18 protein-coding genes and 1 tRNA gene are annotated in these 18,492 nt (G+C 38.7%); 12 read left to right on the forward strand and 7 right to left on the reverse strand.

The features are described 5' to 3' along the window. The first annotated feature begins 456 nt into the window (after positions 1–456). Entirely contained in the window at positions 457–1,716 is a 1,260-nt protein-coding gene (locus tag FQV26_RS05785; protein WP_146556409.1) for a Y-family DNA polymerase, read from the forward strand. A gap of 12 nt (positions 1,717–1,728) precedes the next feature. After that, entirely contained in the window at positions 1,729–2,091 is a 363-nt protein-coding gene (locus FQV26_RS05790; RefSeq protein WP_146556410.1) for a YolD-like family protein, read from the forward strand. 797 nt (positions 2,092–2,888) lie between these two features. On the opposite strand, the gene FQV26_RS05795 is transcribed toward FQV26_RS05790, so the two are convergent. Both FQV26_RS05795 and FQV26_RS05800 read right to left on the reverse strand, forming a co-directional pair. After that, the gene (locus FQV26_RS05795) at positions 2,889–3,218 is read right to left on the reverse strand and encodes a helix-turn-helix domain-containing protein (RefSeq protein WP_146556411.1); all 330 of its coding nucleotides are present in this window, start codon (positions 3,216–3,218) and stop codon (positions 2,889–2,891) included. A 149-nt stretch (positions 3,219–3,367) separates the two neighbouring features. Then, positions 3,368–4,057, reverse strand: a complete 690-nt coding sequence (locus tag FQV26_RS05800) for a hypothetical protein (protein WP_146556412.1) — start codon at positions 4,055–4,057, stop codon at positions 3,368–3,370. Between the two features lie 629 nt (positions 4,058–4,686). Here FQV26_RS05800 and FQV26_RS05805 point away from each other — a divergent pair. Next, entirely contained in the window at positions 4,687–6,231 is a 1,545-nt protein-coding gene (locus tag FQV26_RS05805) for an Eco57I restriction-modification methylase domain-containing protein (protein WP_146556413.1), read from the forward strand. Here the strand turns inward: FQV26_RS05805 and FQV26_RS05810 are convergent. Then, positions 6,208–7,095: a hypothetical protein gene (locus FQV26_RS05810; RefSeq protein WP_146556414.1), complete on the reverse strand. Its 888-nt coding sequence runs from the start codon at positions 7,093–7,095 to the stop codon at positions 6,208–6,210. The two genes, FQV26_RS05805 and FQV26_RS05810, sit on opposite strands and share 24 nt — an antisense overlap. Positions 7,096–7,262: 167 nt before the next feature. On the opposite strand from FQV26_RS05810, the gene FQV26_RS05815 reads away from it, so the two are divergent. The 4 genes from FQV26_RS05815 (at position 7,263) to FQV26_RS05830 (ending at position 10,444) form a co-directional block, all read left to right on the forward strand. Beyond that, positions 7,263–7,550: a hypothetical protein gene (locus tag FQV26_RS05815; protein ID WP_146556415.1), complete on the forward strand. Its 288-nt coding sequence runs from the start codon at positions 7,263–7,265 to the stop codon at positions 7,548–7,550. Positions 7,551–7,693: 143 nt separating this feature from the next. Beyond that, complete coding sequence (locus tag FQV26_RS05820; RefSeq protein WP_146556416.1) at positions 7,694–8,269, forward strand: recombinase family protein; 576 nt, start codon at positions 7,694–7,696, stop codon at positions 8,267–8,269. Between the two features lie 420 nt (positions 8,270–8,689). Next, complete coding sequence (locus FQV26_RS05825) at positions 8,690–9,769, forward strand: MrcB family domain-containing protein (RefSeq protein WP_146556417.1); 1,080 nt, start codon at positions 8,690–8,692, stop codon at positions 9,767–9,769. A gap of 24 nt (positions 9,770–9,793) precedes the next feature. Next, complete coding sequence (locus FQV26_RS05830) at positions 9,794–10,444, forward strand: HNH endonuclease (protein ID WP_146556418.1); 651 nt, start codon at positions 9,794–9,796, stop codon at positions 10,442–10,444. A gap of 124 nt (positions 10,445–10,568) precedes the next feature. Here FQV26_RS05830 and FQV26_RS05835 read toward each other — a convergent pair whose 3' ends face one another. From FQV26_RS05835 to FQV26_RS18700, 4 genes are all read right to left on the reverse strand, one after another. Beyond that, positions 10,569–11,606: a tyrosine-type recombinase/integrase gene (locus FQV26_RS05835; protein ID WP_146556419.1), complete on the reverse strand. Its 1,038-nt coding sequence runs from the start codon at positions 11,604–11,606 to the stop codon at positions 10,569–10,571. Positions 11,607–11,785: 179 nt separating this feature from the next. Continuing rightward, positions 11,786–11,858 (reverse strand) — tRNA-Val (locus FQV26_RS05840). A 95-nt stretch (positions 11,859–11,953) separates the two neighbouring features. Further along, positions 11,954–12,688 (reverse strand): thermonuclease family protein, encoded by a 735-nt coding sequence (locus FQV26_RS05845; protein ID WP_146556420.1) that lies wholly within the window; start codon positions 12,686–12,688, stop codon positions 11,954–11,956. Between the two features lie 188 nt (positions 12,689–12,876). Continuing rightward, the gene (locus tag FQV26_RS18700) at positions 12,877–13,020 is read right to left on the reverse strand and encodes a hypothetical protein (protein WP_186759635.1); all 144 of its coding nucleotides are present in this window, start codon (positions 13,018–13,020) and stop codon (positions 12,877–12,879) included. A 116-nt stretch (positions 13,021–13,136) separates the two neighbouring features. Here FQV26_RS18700 and FQV26_RS05850 point away from each other — a divergent pair, with 116 nt between their 5' ends. The 5 genes from FQV26_RS05850 (at position 13,137) to FQV26_RS05870 (ending at position 18,467) form a co-directional block, all read left to right on the forward strand. Further along, positions 13,137–14,060: a Gfo/Idh/MocA family protein gene (locus FQV26_RS05850; protein WP_146556421.1), complete on the forward strand. Its 924-nt coding sequence runs from the start codon at positions 13,137–13,139 to the stop codon at positions 14,058–14,060. A gap of 64 nt (positions 14,061–14,124) precedes the next feature. After that, positions 14,125–15,513, forward strand: coding sequence for an aldehyde dehydrogenase (locus FQV26_RS05855; RefSeq protein WP_146556422.1), 1,389 nt, complete (start codon positions 14,125–14,127; stop codon positions 15,511–15,513). A gap of 206 nt (positions 15,514–15,719) precedes the next feature. Continuing rightward, the gene (locus FQV26_RS05860) at positions 15,720–16,418 is read left to right on the forward strand and encodes a response regulator transcription factor (protein ID WP_146556423.1); all 699 of its coding nucleotides are present in this window, start codon (positions 15,720–15,722) and stop codon (positions 16,416–16,418) included. Continuing rightward, complete coding sequence (locus FQV26_RS05865) at positions 16,402–17,772, forward strand: HAMP domain-containing sensor histidine kinase (RefSeq protein ID WP_146556424.1); 1,371 nt, start codon at positions 16,402–16,404, stop codon at positions 17,770–17,772. The genes FQV26_RS05860 and FQV26_RS05865 overlap by 17 nt, the downstream gene beginning before the upstream one ends. Beyond that, on the forward strand, positions 17,772–18,467 hold the full coding sequence (locus tag FQV26_RS05870; RefSeq protein WP_146556425.1) for a PepSY domain-containing protein: 696 nt from the start codon (positions 17,772–17,774) through the stop codon (positions 18,465–18,467). Before FQV26_RS05865 ends, FQV26_RS05870 begins: the two co-directional genes overlap by 1 nt. Positions 18,468–18,492: the final 25 nt, after the last annotated feature.

Raw genomic sequence — 18,492 nt, forward strand, 5'->3', positions numbered from 1 at the left:
CCAGAAAAACGAAAAAAGCCATCACCCGAAGGCGATGACTTTCTCAAAGCAAACTTTGTTCCTAAAGCTTGCAGTGGGTTTGGCACCCAATGATTCCTACTGAGCTGAAACTTCTGCATGGTTGAAATCTTAGCAGGACTTCAGTGCTCTCATAAGAATGATGGATGTCTAACTTCTTACTTGTCTAATCATATAGTGCCTTCAATGAAATGTAAAGTTGTTAGAAAATTTGACGAATCACAAGTGGAAGCCAATTTGTTTTTACGAGGAGATTGTATTGTTGTCTATAGTAACATGTCAGCAATTCAGTGAAGTTGCTTTCATAAAGCCACCTCCAAAGGTGTTCAGCTCTGCTGAATGGAGGTGGCTATTTTTTATTTTCTTAAAAAGGATTGCCGCTGCTGCATTCGTGGTATAGAATAAGAACATACGTTCCCTTTTCGAGAGGTGGTAATGATGAGAGTACCTGAATTGCCAGAACGTTATATATTCTGTATCGATATGCGTGGTTTTTACGCCAGTGTTTCAGCGGTGGAGCTGGGGTTGGATCCATTGGAAGCTTGCTTGGCGGTTGTTGGAAACCAGGAGCGAAAAGGCAGCGTCGTCTTAGCAGCGTCACCGATGATGAAAAAGCGGTTTGGTGTAAAAACCGGCACGCGGCTTTTTGAAATTCCCAATCATCAGGACATTTTGCTGATCGAGCCGAAAATGAAGCTGTATTTGCAGAAGTCCATGGCTATTACTGAATTGCTGGGAACTTATGTGCCGAAAGAGTCGATTCATATCTACAGTGTGGATGAGAGTTTTATCGAGCTTACAGGCACCGAAAAACTATGGGGGGCTCCTGAAGAAACCATGCGCCGCATTCAACAGGAGCTGCTGGATTGCTTTAAATTGCCTTCTTCCGTAGGGGGAGGGCCGAATATGCTGATGGCGAAGCTGGCTCTGGATCTAGAAGCAAAAGAAACAGGATTTGCGTATTGGACTTATGGAGATGTGGCAAAGAAACTATGGCCTGTGAAGCCCTTAAGCAGAATGTGGGGCATCGGATCCCGGACAGAAAAGACTTTGAACAGCATGGGCATTTATTCTGTTGGGGATTTGGCATGTGCAGATATCTCCATTCTGGAAAACCAATTTGGCATTTTGGGCAATCAACTGCATCAGCATGCCAATGGCATCGATCTGTCGGATATGGGATCTCCTTTGATCGAGGGACAGGTCAGCTACGGCAAAGGCCAAATTTTGTACCGTGATTACATAGAAGAAAAAGACATCATGACGATTATTTTGGAGATGTGTGAAGACGTGGCGATGCGAACACGTCAAGCCCGCCGAGCGGGTCGGACTATCCACTTGAGCATCGTCTATAGCAAGACAGCTTTCGGAGGCGGCTTTTCCCGCTCGCGATCCATTGACGAAGCAACCAATGACACGCTAAAGATGTACCAGGTGTGCCTGAGCATTTTCCGCGAGCATTTTCAGCACAAACCCGTTCGGCAGATTTCGCTTGCCATCAGCAACCTGGAAGAGGAATCATCGATGCAGCTAAGCCTCTTTGATGAAAGGAAATTTGAAAATAGAAAACTGGGGGAGGCGATGGACACTATCCGGAAAAGATATGGCTACTCGGCAATTTACCGGGGCATTTCCGGAACGCAAGCCGGCACTGCCATAGCACGGACAAAGTTGATCGGCGGACACAATAAAGAATAAGGGGTGGGTCCAATGAAACGCAATAAATATTTAAAGACAGTAGGCGACATCAAAGACCGTGGACGGATCAAGTGGACAGCCTTAATGCTGCCAGAGCACGTCGAAATGATCCGGGAGTGGTACGAAAAAGACGAACAAGTACCAAAGCCGGACCTGAACGAATTTGACCTGCAGCTGATCCAGGAAGAAATGGAAATTGCATTGAAGCGCCAATGTGAAGTTATTATCCAAAGTTGGAAAGCTGGGGTGATTTATGAACACAGAGGGATCATCGAAGGCATGGATGCCAGGAACCGGATGCTCATCTATGGAAATTTTGCAGAAAAGCACAGGCTGCCGATAGATGAAGTGGTATCGATTATAACGGTTGATTGAAAAATAGAAAGCAGATTACAAGAGAATTTTTTAAAAAAGGGATGATTAAATGAAGCAGCTAAATTCATATTTCTTTGGTGAAGAGAGTATAAGCTTTCAAGATGGATTTTATTTCTACGGCACTATTCTACTGAGTACACTAGTATTGTTTCTACTATAATGCTGCATTTGCCGTTTTTTGGCTCGCTATCCACTGTTGGATAATAAATATACGTACTAAAAAACCACGTAACCTTATTGGCTACGTGGTTTTTTCAGGCTATCGAGAAACTTTAGAAAACCGTGTTTTCCGAAGCGCCCGCTCGCTTTCCGTGGGCTCGCGTCTAAGCCTCCTCAGTCGCTACGCTCCTTGCGGGGTCTCGGCCGTCTCGCTAGTCCACAGGAGTCGAGCAGACACTTCTCCAAACACTAGAATCGCTCATGTGTTTTTTATGAGGTGAAAATGTCCATTCTCATAACTAATCGAAAGTTATCAACTTATTTAAAACAATGAAAAATCCACACAGCCTCGTAGGCTGTGTGGATTTTTTACATTACGCTATATGATTCCTACTGGGCTCGAACCAGCGACCTCTACCCTGTCAAGGTAGCGGCTACTTCACGATAGTCCTTCAGAAGTCCACCGTTAGTCCAAACCGTTAGTCTCATGCAGTTATAAGCAACGGTCCTTTTCAATTAATTAAAATTATAACGTATAGCACCGTAACCCTGCAATGTAAAAAGGTGATAATCTGTATCTGCACTATTAAGAACGAGAAATCAGTAGGGGCAATTGCAAAATTTAAATAGAAAGAGTTTCAATATCTTGTAAGGATGTAAACCGCTTGTATACCTTTAAACTCTCTAAAAATTATTGGGGTTCCCTTATAACGGTACTCCAATAATTCATTTATGGCTTTATTAACTGTGGTTTTAGATAAGCCAGATCTTTTTGCAATTTCCCTTTGAGAAGCAGAGATAATTCCTTCTTTTTCTGCAAATGAACATAAACAAAGTAGCACCATTAAATTTGTAGGTTTCAGTTCTGCTGCTATTCTCTCGGAAAAAAATGAACTACTAATATTCAAGTAGCAATTCCTTTTTGTTTCTTTAGAATTAAATGATTCGATAAATATTGTATTAAACATATTGCCTCTCCTTTAGCATTTTATTTTAGGGAATATGGCCTTTCATATTAATAACGTGGTAACTCGTAAAAACAGACATTGTAACAAGAACTTTAGAAAAAAATTTAAGTTTTTATATCTAGTAGTCGTTCAGTGCAATGGTTTAAATTTTAACGTATATTAAAATTACTCCATTTGTCTTGGATTTTCTCTATAACCCGTTTAGCCTGTTGGCGATATTTTAGGCTTAGTTCCTCACAAACATCATCAAGGGTCGTCTTGCAGTCTCTAATCAACAACTTAGCTACTTTTCTTTCTGATTCATTAAGATTCTGTTCAATCCATATATTTATAATAGCCTCAGATTCAACGCGATATTTTTCTGCTACTAATTCATCCTTATTTTGAAAATCTCCATTCATAGAAGTTGCCTTATGAAAATGGGTCCGGCTATTTATCCGCTTCTTTGTCAATCCTTCTACACGCAATAAATCTTTACATGATTGTATTAATCCATGGTTTAAATGTTCAAATAAATAATAATTAGAATCCCAAGAATAATTTTCAATAATAATCCATGCCCTTTCATATAGAACCGATTGAAAGTCATTTAGAGTAAGGCGACTATTTTTCCTCCAGGCGTTATAAAAAGTATTTCCGATCCTGTTAATCATGCTTACTACAGTTACATGTTCGAGAATATGATTCAAGGCTAGTTCGTTATTTTCCAATCTTTTATATGCGTATTTCTTCCAAACGTTTTCTAAGTTAATAATGGCGTTTTTCTTTTTATAATTTTCAATTCTCTCTTTTTTAGATTCCTGCTGTATTTGTTGCTTACTTTTCTTCACTGTAATCATTCTTATTCTCCTCTAAATTTTCATGTTATTAGTGTTACAAAACTATGGAAACTGTCGTATTAAAGTACGTCTTATAAGACAGGAATCATTCCCTAGCTAGCATCACTCACATTAATAACGAGATAAGATTAGAAAACAGACCGATTAAAAGTAGAAAAGAAAAAGAAAGAAATAAAGCATATATTTTTGGTGGAAATTGTTCTTGTAAGATCAATAAAGGTTTCTTCTATAGCAATTTATATAAAAGAAGGAATTTAATATATTAAAGGCGGAAACATAAAGGATTTATGTACGGGAAGTAAGCGATATTAAAAAATTGCACAAAAAAAAGCATTACATTTGAGGGGAATTTGGCCTCATATGTCATGCATGAAAAGAAAATTTACAATAAAAAAGTGATTGTATATGTGTTGATTTAGTTAGAAGATGTCATACACTGACATGCTGATGATACATAATTAAAGAGTCTTCATATCGAGAATACGACGATTAAACTAAATAATAGTAACGTTTGATTTTGGAATAGATTTAAAGGTTTAATAAACAATATATTCTTATTGACGACAACTTAGGATTAACTTATGATTAACATAAGCAATACATAAGATATAAGAAAAGAGGGATATTCGTTGGAAGAAAAAAATCTATACAGTTCTTATTATACAAAATCTGAATTTATAACTGACTACATGATTAAGCAGTTAGATTTTGATGAAGCCCATTCTATTTTAGAACCTTCTGCTGGTGACGGGGTGTTTATAGATGCGTTATTAGCCAAACATCCTCAAGTGGACATCACTGCTTACGATTTAAATCCTCAAGCAATACAAATATTAGAAGATAAATATAAGGATTTTTCAAATGTTAAAACTGTAGAAGGCGATACACTTTTAGATTCGGAACTTGATATTAAAGTAATGATGAACGGGGATTACGATAGAATCATTGGCAATCCTCCTTATGGTGCTTGGCAAGATTATGAAAAACGTGCAAATTTAAAAAATCTATATCCTGGTTTTTATGTAAAAGAAACCTATGCTTTATTTCTATTGCGTTGTATTTCTTTATTGAAAGAGAATGGAAAATTAAGCTTTATTATCCCGGATACCTTTATGAATCTACATATGCACAATAAGCTAAGAGAATATATACTACTCAATACAAAAATTCTTGAAATTTTAATGATTCCTTCAAAATTCTTCCCAGGAGTAAATTTTGGTTATTCAAATCTAACTATTATTACCGTAGAAAAATCTTCAAAAAATAAAGCACTTTCAAATACTATTAGAATTATAAACGGATTAAAAAAAGTCGCGAATATAGAAGATATAACAAACAGTACAAATCTTGAAAAATATAACGTAATTGACATACCTCAAAAAGAAGTTTTTGAATCAATTGATATGGCCTTTTTGATAAAAGCTGGTAGTGAAATTAGAGGATTAATAAATGGTTCTACTTTAACTTTAGGTGATCTGGCTGATTGTGTTACAGGTCTCTACACCGGTAATAATAAAGCATATTTTAAAGCATTGAACACTAAAGTAAGAAACCCTACAAAATGCGAAATAGTGGATGAAAATCTTGTGGAGTATGATTATTTAAGACACAATAACCTACTTGATGGAATTGAGGGAGATAAACATTTTATTCCTGTTACAAAAGGAAATGCAGAAATGTATCAAAGAAAAAACGAATGGTTTATTGATTGGGGAAAAGAAGCTATAAATCATTATAGAACTGATAAAAAAGCAAGATTACAAAATGCCAAATACTACTTTAAAAAAGGTATTGCAGTACCGATGGTTAAATCTAGCAAAATTAAAGCTAACTTAATAAACAATCAAGTGTTCGATCAATCAGTAGTAGGTATATTTCCGAAAGAAGAAAAATACATTTATTTTCTGCTAGCCCTTCTTAATTCTGAAATAGTCAATACTATTATTCAAACGATCAACCATACGGCAAACAACTCTGCAAATTACCTAAAAAAAATTCCTGTAGTATTACCTAATAATGAAAATGATATTGAACGTGTCAACTCACTTGTTGAAGATATGTTTCGTCATATTGAACGAACAAATACCATCGATTTAGAAATTCAAAAAGAACTTGATAATTTTTTTAATGCCTTATATCACTCAGAAAAATTACCAACTCAGGTACTGATCTAGTTTTGCATTAGTTAAATAATCAATAGTGTCTTTGTCTAGGTCATTTTTCCAATCAATATTAGTTCTAATCCAAACTTTTAATGGAAAGCCAGTAAGTTCTTCGATTTTATCATAAGTTTCTTGGCCGCAAAAAACATTCCATTGATCAGAATTTTTAAGGGTTTGAAGATAATGATTATTATCCTTTTCTTCAGCCCTTACTAAAATAATATTTTCATAAGCTGGATCTAATTTTTTAAAAATGCTACCTACCATTAACAATCTATTAGTGTTGCCTTTTTCATTGGAGTTGAACCCGCTTTTAAAGTCTACATTATATTTCACACCATTTTTCTCGAAATGCAAATCACTTTTAAGTTTGATACCTCCTGAACTAACTAATTCCCAGATTAATTCTAAGTACGTGTCTAACTCAGTTTTCTGTTCTGTAGATAAATTTAGAGTACCAATAAAATTGTTCAAATTTCTCGACAAATGAATTTTAGCTTCATCGAAAGTTGGAGGAATTGTAACTGCTATGCCTTCTTCAGATGTAAATGTCCAGCAAAGCTTACAGAAAGGTTCCCATAGTTCGCCAATTCTTCGAGTGAAAGCCATATATTCATAAGGACTGATGCGGTTTCTAAATTCAATCATTACAATATACATGCAGTAGTGAACCAATAAAATTTTATCTAACTTTTGATTGTTAGTTAATTCAAGGTTTTCGATGAGTGGATCTATTAATTCTAATGCTACTTTCTTTATTCCATTATTCAGATGCTTAGTTGGATCTTTTTTGTGTTTTACTTCATCATAAATTTTTGAAACTTTTGTTCTAAATGAACTTAATACGTCTTCTTTTGTGTAGTTGAATGTCTGCATAGCTTAGATCGTCTCCTTTTTTCTTCTAAAATTTAACGCTATTACTTTATAAATCTACCATATCATGTAAATTCGCACTATATAATTAGAGAGAAACTTAGGTTTTACTACTTCTTTAAATAAATATATTAGCTACAGACAATATAAAAATGAGGAGAGGATCTATAATGATTTCTTTAAATATATTCTTAAAAGAACGAAATAAACAACCTGAATTTATTTTTGGTTCCACCAAAGAAAATAGGAAAGCTAGTGCCCTATGTACGGCAATAGAAGAAGAATTTGCTGATTATATTATTGAAGGTCGGCCGGAAGATCAGCCTTTTATTTACCTTTCTGTGTCACCTATTAGAGAACAAAACAGTGGAATTGCGGCAAGCATAGTTCCTGCAAATCTTAATTTTAAAGTAAATATACAAGAAACACTTATTAGTTTTATAAAACAAGATATGTGAAGCCGGAAGGCTTCTTTTTTTATATTCGATAAGTGTCATAACTTAACAGTATTGAAACCGTTTTGGCGATCGTGTAGTATCAAGGAATAGAGAGGTGTCATAACTTATAGTCATAAATGAGACAGAAAAAGGAGTTTTTGCTGATGAAATATGGATATTGTCGCGTTTCTACGGCAGGCCAATCTACAAACGGAAATTCTATGGAAGTACAAGAAGCAGCGGTTAAAAGTGCGGGGGCGGAAATAGTCTTTAAAGATGTTTACACGGGGACTAAAACGGATCGGCCAAAGTTTGCCGAACTGCTTTCTTTATTAGAGGAAGGAGACTCTTTAATAGTCACTAAGTTAGATCGGTTCGCCCGATCAACCCTAGAAGGAACTAAGGTTATTAAAGATCTGTTTGTAAGAGGTGTGACCGTGAATATTTTAAATTTGGGCGTCATAGAAAATACGCCAAATGGCCGGTTGATCTTCAATATCTTTATGAGTTTCGCGGAGTTTGAACGGGATATGATAGTTGAACGCACCCAGGAAGGAAAAGCGATCGCCAAGCAGCGTCCCGACTTTAGAGAAGGCCGCCCTAATAAGTTCAATAAAAGTCAGATAGATCATGCCCTAGAGTTGCTGGAATCACACTCTTATACTGAAGTTGAAAATATGACGGGAATCTCTAAAAGTACATTGATCCGTGCTAGAAGAAAAGCTACTGCCAAAAGTTAAAGCTTATCTCAAAGGAGGGACCACCGGCCGCACAAGCACAAAGGGTATACAGCATACTCAAAGAAGGCCAAGTAATAGCACCCAAGCCAGACCGGCCCACGTAGCAAGCTACAAGGTAACCCAGGCAAGGCAAAGCAGGTCAAGCCAAGAGACAAGCAGTAGGTAGGCAGCCCGCCCGCCAAGCGGCCCCGATAGAACCTAGGCTAATCCCCATTAATACCCCACCTCAACAACGCCGCTGCCAGGCAACCATTGTACAAAATCACCCCGGTACACGGGGGGGGGATGGGGGGGCAAAAGTTAGGAAAAGAGGTTCAAGAAATTTTTACAATGTTATTTTATCTTTGTTAACTAATAGTTATCTTCTATAGTTTTTGGGGATATGTTACCATAATTCCAGGATAAATAGGAGGCAAAGAAATGAATAATGAACTAATGAAAGTTTTTAACGAATATAATAATCAAGTGGTACTACCCTTTAAACCAACAGAAAATACTTTAGCTAAGTTTTTCTTATATGAAGTACCTAAATTAATTTCAGGTCAAGTTCCGTTAGACAATAATATATATAAAGTTCAAGCTTCTGTTGGACAAGGTAATTGGACTGAAACACCTTGGATTAGTATATTTGATCGCGATATTACTGAAACAGCAACAAAAGGATTTTATATTGTTTTCTTGTTCCGTAAGGATATGAAAGGCGTTTATCTCTCCCTAAATCAAGGGACTACTTACGTAAGTAAGAAATATAACAAAAGAAAACCTCGAGAAAAAATGAAGGAAGTAGCAGTTAAGCTAAGAAGTTTGTTAGATATTTCATCTGTAGCATTTCCTGAAAAAGAAATAGATTTGGTATCAAATACAGGTAATGCGAAAAATTATATGGCTGCACATATTTGCGGTAAGTATTATTCTTCAAGCAATCTACCTACAAGTAATGAATTATTCAATGATATAAGAGAACTTATTAAAGTCTATGATCAATTAAAGATTGCAATAGGATTGCGAAATCTAGATGAGTTTATGGACTATCTTTTAACCATTGATGAAGTTGAAGATACACAATTCCAAACAGATGTTCAATTAACTAATGCAGCAAATACACCGAAGCGGCCGCAAGTAATTCCACCACAATTAAATAATAAGGAAAGAAAAGGATGGAAGAGAAATCCTGCTATTGCAAAAGAAGCCCTTCAACAAACAGCATATTCTTGTGAAGTAAATAATGACCATAAAACTTTTATTTCAAATGTTTCAGGAGAGAATTTCGTAGAAGCACATCATCTTATTCCTATGAATAGTCAAGGAAGCTTTAAATGGAGTTTGGACGTCCCAGGTAATATCGTATCAATTTGTCCTAATTGTCATAGACAAGTTCATCATGCAAAGAAGGCTGAAAAAGACCTTGTTCTTGAGAAGTTATATAACTCAAAAAAAGCAAGCTTAAATGAATTTGGCATAGACATTACATTAGAAGACCTAAAAAAAATATATTCTTAGAATTAGAATATGGAGAGGGTGCTTATGATTACAAGTGAGAGAAGAAAGAATTGGTTAATAGAAATAAAAGCTGCGTTGGTTGAATTAGGAGGACAGGGGACGTTAAAAGATATATATAATAGAATCGAGGAAAGAAGTAACTTAGATCTAACTATTTTTACAGATTGGAAATCACAAATTAGAAATACTATGTATCGTCATTCGAGTGATTGTGAAATATTTAAAGGTAAAATTGGTGACGAAACTGATATTTTTTACTCTATAGAAGGAAAAGGAAATGGTTTTTGGGGTATTAGAGATTTCACTCCTTTTGGAACTAACGTGGAACTAACTGAAGACGATATGGGATTTGTTGAAGGGAAAAAAATGCTTAGGCAGCATATTTTAAGAGAACGCGATCCAAAAGTTATTAAGCTAGCTAAAGAAAAGTTTAAGTTTGAGAATGATGGACGATTATTTTGTGAGGTTTGCGGATTTGACTTTTATCAAAAATATGGTGATTTAGGGGAAGACTATATTGAAGGGCACCATATAAATCCTTTATCAATGACAGATGATGAACAAGAGACAAAGATTCAGGATATAGCTATGGTTTGTTCAAATTGTCATCGAATGCTGCACAGAAGAAGACCGTGGTTAACAAAAGAAAAACTTCAACTATTGTTGAGTAAATGAAGAACGGGTAATTAAATTCTTTTACTACATAACTATTAAAGATTAATTTTAGCTTGCTGGAGTTGCAAAAACTTAAAAAGAAATAGAAAAATAAAAAGCATTGGCTATTCACCAATGCAATAATTTATCTTAATATTTTTCTTTTCTCTTCTAATTTTCCTTTTAATAGGTTTATGGGTGAAAATTGGTTGTGTTGATTTTTCAAAGCAGTATTGGAAAGATGGGTATAACGTAAAACCATTCTTAAATCTTTATGCCCCAAAATCATCTGTAGATGCCTTATATCCCCTCCAGCTTCGAGAAATATAGTAGCACCTGTATGTCTAAATAGATGAGGATGAACACGTTTATTAATAGCAGCTTGTTTTGCAAATTCTTTTAACCTTTTTCTAAAATGATTTGCATCTAAACGTGCACCGTAATTTGCTAGAAAAACGTGTTCGTTATTGAACTCCTCAGTTTCTTTAATTAAATCTCTTAATAAATCTAGGGTGTTTTTTTGAACAGGAATTATCCTTGTTCGACGACTTTTAGAAGTTTCTGATCGAATGGTTATAATTTCTGACTGGAAGTCAATATCATTACGTGTAAGTGAAAGTGCTTCGTTAATCCTTAGAAAAGCATCAGTTAATAAATTCATTAACACATAATCTCTAAAGTCACTGTAGCGGCGTTGATTTGGTACATTTAACAACCTTTTTAGTTCATCAATTGTTAAGATATTTACCGCTTCATCATTTTCTACAACTTTTTTTATTAAAACCATAGGGTCTGTCTGAATAAATTTCTCGTTTAATAAGAAGCTAAACATAGTTCTTAATGTTTTTAGCCGGGTGTTCACTGTTATAGGAGACAGGCCTAAAGTTTTCTCAGAATCGTTTTTAAATTTATGGCCTTCAAAACGAACTTTCTCATTCAACATATAATTGATGTATTGACGTAGTATTTCTACTGTTACGTTGTCTATGCTACTTTCAATACCTCTTGCTTCTAAAAACTCCAAAAAGAAATTGAAATTAACTTTATAACTTTCTAAAGTTCGTAAGGTACGCCCCTCCGCAGTTTTTGCTTCATAAAACTTCATAAATAAACTGCTTAACGATTGTACATTTTGAACAGCAGTGCGTACATTTTTTACACGTTTTCCTACTCTTTGAGACATAAAAAATCCCCTTTCAAATTGTTTAACTGAAAAGGGACCGTCTTAAAACTTTATAACTATCCGCTACCATGTTTAAAACAGCACCGGTAGACTGCAATAAGTCCACGGTAAGTCCACGGATAGTCACCGTAAATAAAAAACGCCAGAAGCAGCATAATAACTGCATTCTAGCGTCGATATGATTCCTACTGGGCTCGAACCAGCGACCTCTACCCTGTCAAGGTAGCGCTCTCCCAGCTGAGCTAAGGAATCTCAATTTCCAGGACAAATATAATTATATCCTGTCCAAAGAAAAAGTCAATAGTTATTCGGAAAGAATAATAATGCCTTATTTCAGGCGCAGCCGCCTATTGGCCAACGCCTCTGAAACCGGCATCTCTTGCTTCTTGTTCAGTGCAAAACCATTCTTCCGGATTGGTTTGTTCGTAGGAGGAATCGCTTGGCAGGTGGTAGATTTTGTTGCCGCTTCGGTTGATATTGCCTTTGATGTCGCAATCACCGTTGGCTGGAGTTTGATTGGAAGGACTCGCATTACCGGCAGGCTGTTGGCCATAAGCTTCGGAGTCGAATCCCCGGTCAGTGGAATAGTTTTCATATTGCCAAATACCCGTTCCGCTTTCTTCGGCAATTTGTTCCGCCTTTTCAAAATCATCGAGGTAGCGCGTGTTTGGAGGGAAGACATAAGCGACTCGGGCCAGGCCAGCCTCCAACAACTGCTCCTGCACACTTTCGCCATCCACGTAAATGTAGGCAAGTAAGCGGTCGTAATCGTCAAAACGGTCGCCAACATCGAATTCGATCGATACATCGCCCGATTCAATCAACCGTTTGTTCTCTTCCGTAGCTTCTTTGCCAAGAGGCTGTTCACCAAGGCGCGGATGATTGGTTTCTGGCGTATCCATCAATAGATAGCGCACGGTCACTTCTTTGCCTTCGTACATGATTTTGATGGTATCGCCGTCGATGACCTGTGTCACTTCCACATCAATTTGATCGGTTGTACCGGCTGTGTCAGTCGATTCCAACATCCCGCAGCCTGATAGAAAGAACAAGGCCAGCAGTAATATAAATTTAAGTCTCATAAGTTCCCCTTTCATTTCTTCATCATTATATGAACAAATGGTCTGCCTGGCAATCAGGTAACAGTTTGCGGTCTTTTTCAGTGAGGACATTCTTCAAAATCTGCATAATAAAACGCCTTTTCAATCGACAATTGAACAAGGCGTTTTTATGTACTACAGCGGCAGAAGTTGTCTTTAGGCTTCAGCAATTAAAGTGCCGTCTCCTTAATAGATGACGCTTCATCATAATATAAAAAGGATTCTTCAGTGATGCTTTCCAGCTTTTCTTTATTGACACCAACTTCTAATTCTCCTGTGAAGATAGGCTCCCACCAATTTGTCTGTTCATTCATTTTACTTCCTCCTCAAAAGTGTAATGGTATTGTTTGACTATTCTATACCCCTAAAGGTTACACTAATAAACAAACAATGAAAAAAAGCCGAAAGGCCCTCAAAGGAGAGATTCTTTATGATTTCAATAGGCATCATTGGAGCAGGAATTGTTGGAGAACGTATTATTAAACAGATTCAGCAAGAAAGCCAAGTGGAAATAAAGACCGTCTACGATCAACAGACAGAACGCCTCACAGAAATTAGCGAAGCTTACGGAATTCCGATGGCGAAATCAGTGGAAGAAGTACTGCATTCGGATATTAACTGGGTCTACATAGCAACACCACCTGCTTTTCATGCGGAAATTGCTGAACTGGCGGCCAGTGCGGGCATCAATATCTTATGTGAAAAACCTTTGGCACATAATGTGGAAGACGGCGAATCGATGGCAGCATCCGTGCAGGATAACCGCGTACAAACTGCTATGCATTTTCCGTTAATGTATAAACCGGCAGTCCGGGAAATGGCCCAGCGCATTAAGAGTGGCCATATCGGGAAAGTGGTCCGCATCGAACTGCAAACCTTTTTCCCGGATTGGCCAAGACTTTGGCAGCAGAATCCGTGGATCGGCTCAAGAAGCCAAGGAGGCTTTATTCGAGAAGTCTTTCCTCATTACTTCCAATTGATGAACCGGCTTTTTGGTGAGTTGGTATTCACTTCCCATCACACCAGCTATCCTGAAGACGCCGAGAAATGCGAAACTGGACTAATCGCTCATGGACTTACTGACAAACACATTCCTTTCTTGGTGACTGGAATTAGCGGCATTGGCCAAAAGGAATTATTGCAGTTCAAGGTTTATGGTGAGCAAGGAGTTCTAACTTTAGAAAATTGGTCAGATCTTTATGAGTCGGTAAAAGGCGAAGATCGCAAGTTGATCAATGATTTTGAAGATGTACCATCACTTTTCGAAGAAATGAACAATAGCTCGACGCTTTTGGTCAATTTTGAAGAGGGCTTGGTTATTCAACGCTACATCGATCATTTGTTAACTGAATAAGTGTTCATTTTTTGAATCTGACACCTTAATTGATATAATGAAGAAACTTGGAGGAGGTTGGAAAATGAATTTTACGGCAACGGATGTAGAGCATATGATTGAAGAACAACGTTCTTATTTTTATACAGGCGATACTAAATCAACGAAATTTCGGGTCGAGCAATTGCACCGGTTAAAAAGCGTGATTCAATCCTATAAAACAGAAGTGATTGATGCATTAAAGAAAGATTTAGGGAAAAGTGAATTTGAAGCTTACGCAACTGAAGTTGGTTTTGTGCTCGACAGCATCAGCAGCATGGCAAAGAACCTGGAAGACTGGATGAAGCCGGAGCAAGTTAAAACACCGATTCATCTGCAGCCTGCCAAAAGTTTCGTCATTCGTGAACCATACGGCTCCGTGTTGATTATCGGACCATTCAACTATCCATTCCAATTGGTGATGGAGCCTTTGATTGGTGCTATCATCGGAGGGAATTGTGCAGTGGTCAAGCCTTCTGAAGCGACGCCTCACGTGGCGAGAGTCATTCGCACCATCATTGAAGAAGCATTTCCTTCCTACTACATTCGTGTAGTTGAAGGTGAAAAAGAAGAAGTGACGGCGTTGATCCATGCGTCATTCGATTATATCTTTTTTACAGGCAGCGTAAATGTCGGAAAAGTCATCATGAAAGCGGCATCGGAGCGCTTAACACCGATTACCTTGGAACTCGGCGGAAAAAGTCCTGCGATTGTGGACCAGACCGCTAATCTTGACTTGGCGGCAAAACGGATTGCCTGGGGGAAACTGATGAATACGGGTCAAACTTGTGTAGCGCCTGATTATGTTTGTGTACACGAATCAGTTAAAGAAGAGTTTTTGAAAAAGTTAACGAAAACGATACAGAAGTTTTATGGAAAAGACGCACAAAAAAGTCCTGATTTCGGGCGCATCGTCAATACCCAGCATTTTGACCGGTTAGCAGAAATTATCCAAAAAGAATCGGGCCAGGTGATTTACGGTGGCGGCATGGACCGGGATGATCTTTACATCGAACCGACAATTTTGGATCGGGTCAGCTGGGACAGTCCTTCAATGGAAGATGAAATTTTCGGGCCGATTTTGCCGATTATCAGCTATACGGATCTGCCGCGTCTGCTTGGCCAAATCCGTCAATTGCCGAAGCCTTTATCCGCTTACCTGTTCTCGGAAAATGACCGCGTGATTCGGTTCTTCTTAGATCAATTGCCATTTGGAGGCGGCTGCATCAACGATACGGTTTCTCACGTAGGAAGTTCTTATTTGCCGTTTGGAGGGATTGGGACATCCGGAGTGAATTCCTACCATGGCAAGGCAAGTTTTGAAACGTTCACGCATGCCAAATCAATCTTGAAGAAATCAACCAAACTATCGACAAACCTGGTCTTTCCGCCTTATAAAAACAAAGCGAAATGGATCAAAACCGTATTAAAATAAGCGGCCTTCGGGTTGCTTTTTTTAATTGGGCGCTTGCGCTTTTCTTAGTGTCCAGGCTCCAGCGCCCAGCTCTTCGGGTCATAAGTCAACCCAGTTGTGTGGTTGAAAATACACCACTTCGCTGGTCTGCCTTATGCCCGTCAGAGCTACCCGGGCGCTTGCGCTTTTCTTTTTTCTGCTATGATAATGGGTAAGAGGTGATGACGATGGCGGAACGTATTTTAATTGTGGAAGATGAAAAAAGCATTGCGCGTGTACTGGAATTGGAATTGAAATTTGAAGGATATGAAACAGGGGTGGCCCATACCGGCTCTGAGGGATTGATTCAATTCCGGGAAGAGGAATGGGATTTGGTGCTGCTCGATTTGATGCTGCCGGAAATTCACGGTTTGGACGTATTGAAGCGCATTCGTTCCGCTAATACGCTGATTCCAGTCATTTTACTGACTGCCAAAAATGAGGTTAAAGACAAAGTGGCCGGATTGGATTTGGGTGCGAATGATTATGTCACCAAACCATTTGAAATCGAAGAACTGCTGGCAAGAATTCGTGCCTGTCTGCGCTTGTCTAATGGCCATGGCAATTCAGAACTGCATCGTTTTCATGAACTGGAGATGAACGAGAGCACACGCGACGTTAAACGCAATGGACGAATGATTGAACTGACACCGCGTGAATTTGATCTGCTTTTATATTTGATTAAAAATCCACAGCAGGTGCTCAGCCGTGAACAGGTGCTGAACGCTGTCTGGGGATACGATTATTATGGCGATACCAATGTCATCGATGTCTATATCCGCTATTTGCGGAAGAAAGTGGATGCCGGCGAAAGTTCAACTTACATCCAGACGGTTCGCGGAGTGGGCTATGTATTAAAGGAGCAGGATCATGAAGCTGAAAAATAAAATTCATATTTCTTCTACTTTACTGATGCTTGTCGTTTTGGTGGTGTTGGCTTTCGTCATTTATTTTTCATTCAGCCAATTGACTTACTCAACGGAAGTCAATCAGCTTCAGGCAGAAACCAGCTCGCTGGTAGCTGAATTCAATGAAACCGAAACGGCAGATCCAAGGACTGTGCTGCGCGCTTATGTGCCTGTCAATGGACTTATAAAAGTGACTACAGCTGAAGGTGAACAATTGTCGGCTATTCAAACGCCGTCAGTGACTGTAGAAATCCCCGGTGAATTAGAAGGGCAATCTGGAACTGTGAAAGTGGATGGAGAGCGTTTTGCTTATGTCAAAGCGCCGCTTATTTGGACAGACGGGCAAGTGGCAGAGTTGACAGTTGTCCAATCTTTGCAGGAAACGACGAATAACTTAAATACGCTTCGTCTCGTGCTGATAGCGGGAACTTTATTGTCGATGATTCCTGTCATCATTTCCAGTGTCGTGCTGGGGAAAATCGTAACATTGCCGATCACCAATCTGACGAATACTATGACACGCATCCAGCGCAACGGCAAATTTGAAAAGCTGCCGATAGAAGGCCAGTCGCAGGATGAACTGACGCAGATGGGCAATACCTTCAATGAAATGATGGGCTTGTTGGAGGAAAACTATTCCAAGCAAGAGGAGTTCGTTTCCAATGCTTCGCATGAGCTGAAAACTCCGCTGACGGTGATTGGCAGTTATGCAAAGCTGTTGCAGCGACAGGGAATGGACGATGAAAAAATTGCTGAGGAGAGTATAGGGGCCATTCGTGCGGAAACCGAACGGATGAAGGCATTGATTGAACAATTATTGCATATTGCCCGTCGAAGTGAATCACAAGTGGAATGGACAAATGTGGATGCGCTGGAGTTGTTGAAAGAAACACTTACGGCAATGAACACATCCTATAATCGTGAATTCAATTTAATCACAACCGAACAGACCTTGCCGGTTATTACAGACACTGCGAAGTTTAAACAACTCTTGTATATTCTGCTGGATAATGCCAGAAAATACAGCTCTGACAAAGTTGAAGTGCTGGCCAGGAAAAATGGCGATACGGTCATTCAGATTCGTGATACGGGAATCGGTATTCCAAAAGAAGCGATTCCTTACGTTTTTGACCGATTTTATCGGGTGGATAAAGCAAGAAGCCGTGAAACAGGTGGATTTGGTCTGGGTTTATCGTTAGCTAAGCAGCTGGCCAATTCTTTGAATGTGCAAATTGAACTGGAAAGCATCGAGCAGCTGGGGACTACAGTGTCCATCATTTTCTCAGAGAATTTTAATGTTGCTGATGTACACTCAAAGCAGGAGGGATTGTGATGCGAAAATGGATTTTGATGGCGTCAGCCACAACTTTGCTTGGAGTGTTAGTCCTGGTATTTCTTTTATTTCCGCGTTCTTCACAAGATATCACCGCAGATCAGGCCGATGAAGCTGTAGTAAGCCTGTATGGCGGAGAAGTTGAACAAATCACAGAATCCGGAGATGTGTATCAAGTGGAGTTTCAACGGCCAGATGGACGGTATCGGGCACTTGTCAATCGGAATAACGGACAAGTAGAGACGATGGAGTTAATTGAAAAAACAGAGCCCGCTAAAGAATGGACGGAACAGCAGGCGGAAGAAATTGCTTTAGAGCAGGCAGCCGGCACCATTGATGCTATTAACTACAACAAAGAAGAGAATGAATACGAAGTCAAAGTTAAAGATGAATCGCAATTGTCGAAGATTATTATCTCTGCTGCGACAGGAGAAGTACGGAAAATCAGTCAAGAGCCGATTGAACCGGCAGTGCCAGTAGAAGAATCAGAGCCTGAGCGCATCATTACACGTGACGAAGCAATCAAGCTGGCTAAAGGTACATTGGATGGAGAAGTGCAGGAAGCTGAGTTTGTGGAAACAGCCGATGGCGGATATTACTTGGTGGAAATTGAAAACGAACAGACCGAACAGGAGGCAACCATTCAGATTCATGCCATTCGCGGCGATACGATGACAGTCGAGTGGGATGACTGACTCTGAGAATACTATCATGGATTTC

This window comes from Planococcus sp. CPCC 101016 (assembly GCF_007859295.1).
Taxonomy (GTDB): domain Bacteria; phylum Bacillota; class Bacilli; order Bacillales_A; family Planococcaceae; genus Planococcus.

Coding starts and splice junctions, on each gene's coding strand:
- FQV26_RS05785 (WP_146556409.1), top strand. CDS start 457: ATGAGAGTACCTGAATTGCCAGAACGTTATATATTCTGTATCGATATG.
- FQV26_RS05790 (WP_146556410.1), top strand. CDS start 1,729: ATGAAACGCAATAAATATTTAAAGACAGTAGGCGACATCAAAGACCGT.
- FQV26_RS05795 (WP_146556411.1), bottom strand. CDS start 3,218: ATGTTTAATACAATATTTATCGAATCATTTAATTCTAAAGAAACAAAA.
- FQV26_RS05800 (WP_146556412.1), bottom strand. CDS start 4,057: ATGATTACAGTGAAGAAAAGTAAGCAACAAATACAGCAGGAATCTAAA.
- FQV26_RS05810 (WP_146556414.1), bottom strand. CDS start 7,095: ATGCAGACATTCAACTACACAAAAGAAGACGTATTAAGTTCATTTAGA.
- FQV26_RS05815 (WP_146556415.1), top strand. CDS start 7,263: ATGATTTCTTTAAATATATTCTTAAAAGAACGAAATAAACAACCTGAA.
- FQV26_RS05820 (WP_146556416.1), top strand. CDS start 7,694: ATGAAATATGGATATTGTCGCGTTTCTACGGCAGGCCAATCTACAAAC.
- FQV26_RS05825 (WP_146556417.1), top strand. CDS start 8,690: ATGAATAATGAACTAATGAAAGTTTTTAACGAATATAATAATCAAGTG.
- FQV26_RS05830 (WP_146556418.1), top strand. CDS start 9,794: ATGATTACAAGTGAGAGAAGAAAGAATTGGTTAATAGAAATAAAAGCT.
- FQV26_RS05835 (WP_146556419.1), bottom strand. CDS start 11,606: ATGTCTCAAAGAGTAGGAAAACGTGTAAAAAATGTACGCACTGCTGTT.
- FQV26_RS05845 (WP_146556420.1), bottom strand. CDS start 12,688: ATGAGACTTAAATTTATATTACTGCTGGCCTTGTTCTTTCTATCAGGC.
- FQV26_RS18700 (WP_186759635.1), bottom strand. CDS start 13,020: ATGAATGAACAGACAAATTGGTGGGAGCCTATCTTCACAGGAGAATTA.
- FQV26_RS05850 (WP_146556421.1), top strand. CDS start 13,137: ATGATTTCAATAGGCATCATTGGAGCAGGAATTGTTGGAGAACGTATT.
- FQV26_RS05855 (WP_146556422.1), top strand. CDS start 14,125: ATGAATTTTACGGCAACGGATGTAGAGCATATGATTGAAGAACAACGT.
- FQV26_RS05860 (WP_146556423.1), top strand. CDS start 15,720: ATGGCGGAACGTATTTTAATTGTGGAAGATGAAAAAAGCATTGCGCGT.
- FQV26_RS05865 (WP_146556424.1), top strand. CDS start 16,402: ATGAAGCTGAAAAATAAAATTCATATTTCTTCTACTTTACTGATGCTT.
- FQV26_RS05870 (WP_146556425.1), top strand. CDS start 17,772: ATGCGAAAATGGATTTTGATGGCGTCAGCCACAACTTTGCTTGGAGTG.